Below are 7,539 nucleotides of genomic sequence, written 5' to 3'. Positions count from 1 at the left end.
GGTGGTGTTTCTGCATGGCGCCGGCAGCACTGGCGCGGCGGTGCTGCGCAACAGCGGCCTGATCGCGCCGCTGCTGGCGCGGGGCTATGCGGTGATCGCCCCGACCGGAGGGCGGTCGTTCCGCGGCCGGCCGGGCAGCAACTGGAACTTCTTTCCCGGCTGGGAAGGCCGCGACGAGACCGATTTCCTCAAGCGGGTGCTGGCCGATGCCGCCGACCGCTTTGGCATCGATCCCGACCGCACGCTGCTGGCGGGGTTCTCGGCCGGCGCCTTCGAGGTCAGCTATTTGGCCTGCAGCGATCCTGCCGCCTTTCCGGCCTATGCGCCGGTGTCCGGTGGGTTCTGGCAGCCGCATCCCGCCACCTGCGCCGGCCCGGTCCGGCTGTTGCAGACCCATGGCTGGCAGGATCCGGTGGTGCCGCTGGAAGGCCGCCCGCTGGGCGGCGGGCGGTTCCTGCAGGGCGATATCTTCGCCGGCCTGGCGATCTGGCGCCGCGCCAATCGCTGCGCCCGGCCGGATCCGACGGGATTCACCGAAACCGGGCCATTCTGGCGGCGCAGCTGGGAGAGCTGCGCGCCGGGCAGCGCGCTGGACTTCGCGCTGTTTGCCGGCGGCCACACGGTGCCGCCGGGCTGGGCCGACATGGCGCTGGACTGGTTCGAGGCGGTGACCGAGTAACCCGGCGCGACGGGCAAAAGTTTTGGAGAACTTTTGCCATGAATTTTACTGCAAAATTCATCGCCCCTGACCGGCGCGGCGCGGTTACTCCGCCGCCTGCACCTGCGCGCCGCCTTCGAGGATCGACCGCAGCTCGGCGCGGTAATGCAACGCCGCGCGGGTGATCGGCGGCACGTCGAATTCCTCGCGCGTGCCCAGCCAGCCCTGCCGCGTGCCCAGCGACAGGCCGCTCAGCATCGACAGCGGGATCGCGAGCAGCAGGCTGACCGCGATCGGCAGCAGCCAGAGCGAGACCAGACCGGCGATCATGCCGGCAATCAGCGCGGCACCGCTGACGGTTTCCAGCGCGTGGCACAGCGCCACGGTGCGCAGCGAATATTGCCCGCCGGCGCGGGTCTGCGGGGTCCAGCCTTTCTGGATGCCCAGCACGGTGCGCAGCACCGCGATCATCTGCTGCACCATCAGGATCGGCGCGTAGAGGATCGACAGCAGCAGCTCGGACAGGAAGGACAGGCCAAAGCGCCCGGTGCCGCCGAATTCGGCAAAGCGGGTACCGGTCAGCGGCAGCGCCGCCACCCCGAAGAACTTGGGCGCCAGCAGCATCGCGTACATCAGCACGATGATCAGCACATGGCGACTGTCGGTCAGTTCCGGCCAGGTCGGCATCAGCGGGTTGGCCTCGCTGAAATAGGTCAGCACGCTGGCCTCCTGCCCCTGCCCGATCACCGCCCACATCACCAGCAGCGCGAACCAGATCGGCGACAACAGATAGCCGATGGCACCGTGCAGCATGTGAAAGCGCGACATCGACCGGAACCCCTTGGCGCGCAGGATTCCCAGGTGCTGCAGGTTGCCCTGGCACCAGCGCCGGTCGCGCTGGATATAGTCGATCAGCGTCTGCGGCGATTCCTCATAGCTTCCGCGGATGCGCGGCAGGAACCGCACGCCCCAGCCGGCGCGGCGCAGCAGGCTGGCCTCGACGAAATCGTGGCTCATGATCAGTTTCTGGCCGCCGCCCAGCCCGCGCAGATAGGGCAGCCCGGCCGACGACGCGAAGGCGGCGGTGCGGATGATCGCGTTATGGCCCCAGTAATTTCCCTCCTGCCCGCACCAGCGGGCCATGCCCTCGGCAAAGGCGGCGCCGTAGACGCCCGAGGCGAATTGCTGCACCCGCGCAAAGACCGACTGCGCGCCGATCAGCTGCGGAAAGCTCTGGATCAGCCCGGCGCCGGGATCGCGCGCCAGCGCGTCGGTCAGTTCGGTGATGGCGCTGCCGGTCATCAGGCTGTCGGCATCCAGCACCAGCATCGCGTCATAGCCGCCGCCCCAGCGGCAGACCCAGTCGGCGATATTGCCCACCTTGCGGTCGATATTCTCGGCGCGGCGGCGATAATACAGTTCGATCCCCGGGCTCAGCATCGCCTGCAGCGCGCGGATGCTCTGCTGCTCGGCGCGGGCGATCTGGTCGTCGCGGGTGTCGGACAGGATGAACATGGCAAAGCGGTGCCTGCCGCCGCGCGCGCGCAGCTCTTCCAGCATCGACCGGGCATTGCCCAGCACGTACCAGGGCACCTCGTTATAGATCGGCACCAGCAGGGCGACGTTCAGGCCGTTGGCCGGCCCCGGCGCCGACGCCGGCTGGCCACGATCGCGCGACAGCGACCACAGGCCCAGCGCCACGGTGCTGACGGTGAAGGTGATCCAGAAAAAGTTGAAGCAGATCAGCGTCAGCAGCAGCCCCTCGACCACGCCGATTCCGTCCTCCGAGAACCAGCCGTAGATCAGGAACAGCAGCCCGCCGGTGGCCACCATGGCGGGGCTGAAGGCGATCACCCGCCACAGCGCGACATCATTGTCGGGCGCGGTGCCGGGGGCCTGGTCATCGCGATAGGTGCTGCCGAAATCCTGCACCGGCATCGGCCGGGGGCATTCGGCGGGCATGATGTGGAGATTGTCCATTAGGTCGTCCACCTGTACAGCCAGACTTCGCTGGCGGGGGCGCCGTCCTTGCGCAGCTGGGCCCGCAATTCCACCAGGTCGCGATCGCCCGGATCGAATGCAAAGACCAGACGCAGGCCGTCGGTGTCGGGGTTGCGCTGCAAAACGCCGGGGGTGGTTTCCACATGCGGCGAGCTGACCACGATCTCGATGCCCTCGGGGCCGTCCTCGAAGATCGGGTGCGATTCAAAGTCAATGGCGACCATGCGGCCGTTTTCGTGCTGCGACCAGGCATGGCTGGCCCCCATCGCGGTGTTGATCACGCGCGGCAGGCCGGTGTCCACCGGCGCCTCGGCGCCCCAGGTCAGGCGATAGGAATATTCCGCCCGCCCACCGGCCGGCAGCGGATCGCGCGGGCGCCAGTAGGCGACGATATTGTCGTAGATTTCCTTGTCGGCCGGGATTTCCACCAGCGCGACCGAGCCGCGGCCCCAGTCGCCCTGGGGCTGCACCCACATGCCGGGGCGGCGGTGGTACTGCGCTTCGAGATCGCCATAATCGGAAAAGCCGCGGGCGCGCTGCATCAGACCGAAACCGCGCGGCATCTCGTCGACGAAGTTCGAGATCTGCAGCTTGCGCGGATTGGCCAGCGGCCGCCACAGCACCTCGCCCGCCCCGTTCCAGATCATCAGCCCGTCATTGTCATGCACCGCCGGGCGGAAATCGTCAAAGCGGGTGTGGTCGGTTTCGTCGAACAGGAACATGCTGGTCAGCGCGCCCAGCCCGATATGGGTCAGCTCGACGCGCGGGAACAGCGTGGCCCGCACCTCCATCACGCAGGACGGGCCCGGCGTGATGTCGAACCGGTAGGCGCCGGCGACGCTGGGGCTGTCCATCAGGGCGTGCACGATGATGTTCTTCTGGCCGGGCGCCGGGCGCTCCAGCCAGAAGCGGATGAATTCGGGGAATTCCTCGCCCTCGGGATCGCCGGTCCGGATCGCCAGGCCGCGCCCCGACAGTCCGTAAACCTGGTTGTAGCCGATGGCGCGGAAATAGCTGGCGCCCTGGAACACGCAGAATTCGTTTTTCTTGCCCGGCTCGGTCAGTTCGGTGCGCAGGCGGAAACCGGAATACCCCAGCCCGCGCTCGACCGGGATGTCGGGGAAGCTGTCGGTCTTGTCGAACCGGTCCATCTCGAAGGGCACCGGCACGGCGATGCCGTCGACCACCGCGTCGATGCCGACCGCGCGAGGGAAATAGAGACCGGGCAGGAAGAAATCGACCTCGTAGGGCGAGGACGTGCCGGCCCACAGCGCCTCGGAGGGGCGGAACCAGATTGAGCGGTACTGCTCGTAGGTCAGGTCGAGCCAGGGCTGCGGCACTTTCGGGCGCGGCTGATACTCGGCGGCGGCCAGGCGCTGGGCCAGCGCGATCACCTCCTGCCGGCCGAACGGCCAGTCCGAGGCCCGCGCCACGGCAGGGGCGGTCAGCGCCATTGCCGAGGACATGGCGAGCAGTGCACGGCGTGTCAGTTTCATCTTGGTTTGCTTTTCCAGGGCTGCGACTTGAACCAGGCAGCGATGTAAGCCACTGCGATAATCATGCAAAAGCCGGCAAGGTTGACGAGCGCAAATGTGCCGACCGAGCGCCCGATCTGGTCCAGAACGAAGCCCAGCAGGCGCGCAATCGCCATTGAGAACACAAAAACGGCAAGAGATTGCTGGCCGACCTTCAGGATGACCGCCAGCAAGGCCTGCCAGACCCGGCCCGCCAGCCCCTCTCCGGTGCTCAGCAGGTTGCGGCCGCCGACACCGGCGATGACCCAGGCGAGATAGGCCAGGCACAGGAAATGCACATAGCGCAACAGCGCGAAATCGGTCTTGTCGCGCAGATCGAAGCCGGTGCGTTCGCCGAACAGGCGCAGCCCCTCCCAGACCGAGCGCAGGCTGTCGCCCAGCACCGGCCAGGCGGCATCGACCCAGGTGAAGACCTTCCAGGACCCGATCGGCGCGGACAGCACCAGGAACGCAGCGCAGGCCCAGATCAGCACCTTGGAGACCGGTGGCTGCGGCAGCCAGCCGCGCATGAAGGCAAATCCCGTGAAGAACAGCAATTGCCAGCCAAACGGGTTGAAGAACCATTCCCGTTCCGACCACGGTTCCGCCGGCAGATGAACATCGCCGATATTGGCCGCGGCCCAGACCGCCAGGCAGCCGCCGGCCACGGCCCACAGGCTGACATTTGCCAGCGCCATCACCAGTGGCATCATCGCCAGCACCACCAGGTACATCGGCAGGATGTCGAAATAATTCGGCACATAGGTCAGGGTGAACATGCCGACGATCTGCGGCGCCGGGTCCGCGAAGAACCGGCCCAGGTTCAGCGAGTCGATATAGCTTTCCCCGAAAGTTCCGTAGGTATCCAGCGCCGCCATCATCATGGCGGTGAAGAAGAACAGGCCGATATGCGCCCAGTAGACCTGCCAGCAGCGGAACAGCACCCGCGACGTGCCCAGCAGCCAGCCCCGGCGCGCGAAGGCGCCGCCAAAGGCAATGGCCGAGGCCATGCCCGAGCAGAACACGAAAATCTCGGTGGCGTCGGAAAAGCCGAACCGCGCCGGGATCCAGCCCGCCCAGGCGTTAAAGGGGATATGGGCGACCAGGATGATAAACATCGCCAGGCCACGGTAAAAATCGAGCCGTGGATCGCGCACGGTTTTTGCCGCGGCGGCGGGATTTACCGCAGCCGCGCGTTCGACAAATTCACTGCCCGCGGAAACTCTGGTCATGCGCCCCTGATTCACCGACTCACCGAACCGGAACGCGCAATGCGTGATCCGGTTCCCTTCCTGCTGCGATCAGCGCGCGCCGCGCGGCGGCATAGGCGTCTTCGGTCCCGGCCCGTTGGCCCTGGCGTTCGGCCAACAGCTGCTCGGCCTGGTCGAAACACCCGGCGCGAATGCCGGCATCGATGGTGATGCGTTCGAACACATCGCGCTGAGCATGGCTGCCGCCGGCCAGTTGCATGGTGGCACGGGCGCGGCAGAGATGGCGGAAGGCATCGCCATGCCGTGTCTCGGAAAACGCCAGAAGCCCCTCGGCGGCGTCCAACCCGGGCGCGGCCATACGCTCCGCAGAGTCGGTCTGCGAAGATTGAGCGTCGCGGGCGATGCGTCGGATCAGGTCATGGGCCGTGGTCTTCTCGTCCCCGTGAGTCAGGGCAAGCAGGTAGTGCAAGTCGGCGAAGATCAGGCTCCCGTCTTTTGTGCGGCGCGCCGCAATTTGCGCCATTTCATCCCAACGGCCGCCAACGTCAAGACCCTCCAGTTCCAAACGCATCAACAGCGAAGCGCCATTTGAAATATCGCGATAATCATCGGTGTGATCCTTGCGGATCTCTTGGTCGTAGAGGTCGAAAACCGCGTCGATTTCGCCCTGGTCCAGATGCATCAGCGCCTTGTGCCACCAGACGTGATAGCGGAAGTTGTTGCAATGCGACCAGGCCTCTTCCCGCCCGGTCAGCCAGGCCAGCCCCTGCCGGGCGCGGCCGGTCATTTCGTGCACATGGGCCACCGCGTGCAGGCCCCAGGCATCGTCGGGCGCCTGCCACAGCGCCTGGCGCCCGGCAATTTCAGCACGTTCGTAATCGCCGGTTTCCTCCAGCGCGAAGGCATGACAGCCCAGCAGATAGCCGCGCCCCGGATGATCGAGCGCATAGGCCGGCAGCAACGCCTCGACCGAGCGGCGCATGCCCGCCGCATCGCCCAGGACAAAGCGAATCGCATGGCTCAGCTTCATCGCCATCGTATCGCCGGGATTGCGGGCCAGCACCGCCTCCATCTCGGCGACCGCCAGGGTGGGTTTGCCGACCAGCCAGGCCGCCAGCGCCGCCAGATAGCGGGACTCGCGCGGGGTGATGTCGCCTTGGGCCGCAGCGGCGCGCGCCGCGCGCAGCGCCTCGGCGGCGGTGACGTTCAGCTCGCACCGCCCCTGCAACAGACAGAACAGCCCCTTTACCGCCAGCCCCAGGGCAAAGCCCGGTTCGGCCCGCAGCACTGCGGCCAGCAGATCGGCGGTCTGGGCGGAATGCGCCAGGAATGCCAGTTGAGTGGCGTTCCAGTCGCGCAGGCCGGGATCGGTCTCCAGCGTGACCTGCTGTCCGAAAATGTCCTGCTTCATCCCGTCTCCTGCGCGTGTTCAAGCCGTGGTACAGGAAGCCATAGCAAATGGGCGGGGAGTGAAATAATATTATCGCGGTCGCTCTCGCATTGGTGAAAGCGCGTGTGGTCGGACGTGTATAATGTGACGGAAATCCGCCACAATCGCGGGCATAAGCCCCTGCCATGTTTCAACAATCCGCCGGCATCGACCGGCGGAAACGCGCCTAGATCCGGCCGTCATAGCCGCCGCGGCCGATTTCCGCGGCGATCACGGTAAAGCTGTCGCGGCTCAGCGCGGCGCCAAGCGCGGCGCGCAGTTCGGCCCGGTTGCGCACGGTTTCCCCGGCCCCGCCAAAGGCGCGGCCAATGGCGGCAAAATCCGACCCGGCAAAGTCCACCCCGGCATTGGGCAACTGGCGTTCGCGCTGTTTTTTCTCGATCAGCGCCAGGCTGGCATCGACAAACACCACGAAGATCACCGGCGTGCCCAACTCGGCGGCGGTGGCCAGTTCACCCGCCACCATCAGGAACCCGGCATCGCCGGAAAAGCTGACCACCGGGCGGTCGGGCGCGGCGAATTTCAAACCGATCGCCAGCGGCACCGCGCAGCCCATGGTGCACAGCCCCGAGGATTGCACCAGCGCGCGGGGTTCGCGGCAGGTCCACATCTGGCTGAGCAGGATGCGATGCGCGCCGCTGTCGGCGGTGGCCAGCGTCTCGGCCGGCAGCACCGCCCGCGCCTCGGCGATCACCGCCGCCGGGC

6 protein-coding genes are annotated in these 7,539 nt (G+C 66.8%); 1 reads left to right on the top strand and 5 read right to left on the bottom strand.

The window, feature by feature from the left end; genetic code table 11:
• The coding region (locus CVM52_RS21920) for a CE1 family esterase (protein ID WP_133119933.1) at positions 1-679 on the top strand (679 nt) is incomplete at its 5' end.
• Positions 680-763: 84 nt separating this feature from the next.
• Here CVM52_RS21920 and mdoH read toward each other — a convergent pair.
• The 5 genes from mdoH to CVM52_RS21895 form a co-directional block, all read right to left on the bottom strand.
• Positions 764-2,638, bottom strand: coding sequence for a glucans biosynthesis glucosyltransferase MdoH (gene mdoH / locus CVM52_RS21915; RefSeq protein WP_100164512.1), 1,875 nt, complete (start codon positions 2,636-2,638; stop codon positions 764-766).
• Positions 2,638-4,155 (bottom strand): OpgD/OpgG family glucan biosynthesis protein, encoded by a 1,518-nt coding sequence (locus tag CVM52_RS21910; protein WP_100164511.1) that lies wholly within the window; start codon positions 4,153-4,155, stop codon positions 2,638-2,640. The genes mdoH and CVM52_RS21910 overlap by 1 nt, the downstream gene beginning before the upstream one ends.
• Positions 4,152-5,405: an OpgC family protein gene (locus CVM52_RS21905; protein ID WP_100164510.1), complete on the bottom strand. Its 1,254-nt coding sequence runs from the start codon at positions 5,403-5,405 to the stop codon at positions 4,152-4,154. The genes CVM52_RS21910 and CVM52_RS21905 overlap by 4 nt, the downstream gene beginning before the upstream one ends.
• Positions 5,406-5,424: 19 nt before the next feature.
• A complete protein-coding gene (locus CVM52_RS21900; RefSeq protein WP_100164509.1) occupies positions 5,425-6,795 on the bottom strand; it encodes a tetratricopeptide repeat protein in 1,371 nt (456 codons plus the stop codon).
• 205 nt (positions 6,796-7,000) lie between these two features.
• Positions 7,001-7,539, bottom strand: a 539-nt coding sequence (locus tag CVM52_RS21895) for a thiamine pyrophosphate-dependent enzyme (RefSeq protein ID WP_240621031.1), incomplete at its 5' end; no start/stop codon positions are given.

Origin of the sequence: Pseudooceanicola lipolyticus (genome assembly GCF_002786325.1) — a bacterium.
GTDB lineage: Bacteria > Pseudomonadota > Alphaproteobacteria > Rhodobacterales > Rhodobacteraceae > Pseudooceanicola_C > Pseudooceanicola_C lipolyticus.
Note: the sequence above shows the minus strand (reverse complement) of the source record. Positions and strands in the feature narration are given on the sequence as shown.

What these genes read in the sequence shown, in the direction of transcription:
- mdoH (WP_100164512.1), bottom strand. Translation starts at nt 2,638, where the DNA reads ATGGACAATCTCCACATCATGCCCGCCGAATGCCCCCGGCCGATGCCG.
- CVM52_RS21910 (WP_100164511.1), bottom strand. Translation starts at nt 4,155, where the DNA reads ATGAAACTGACACGCCGTGCACTGCTCGCCATGTCCTCGGCAATGGCG.
- CVM52_RS21905 (WP_100164510.1), bottom strand. Translation starts at nt 5,405, where the DNA reads ATGACCAGAGTTTCCGCGGGCAGTGAATTTGTCGAACGCGCGGCTGCG.
- CVM52_RS21900 (WP_100164509.1), bottom strand. Translation starts at nt 6,795, where the DNA reads ATGAAGCAGGACATTTTCGGACAGCAGGTCACGCTGGAGACCGATCCC.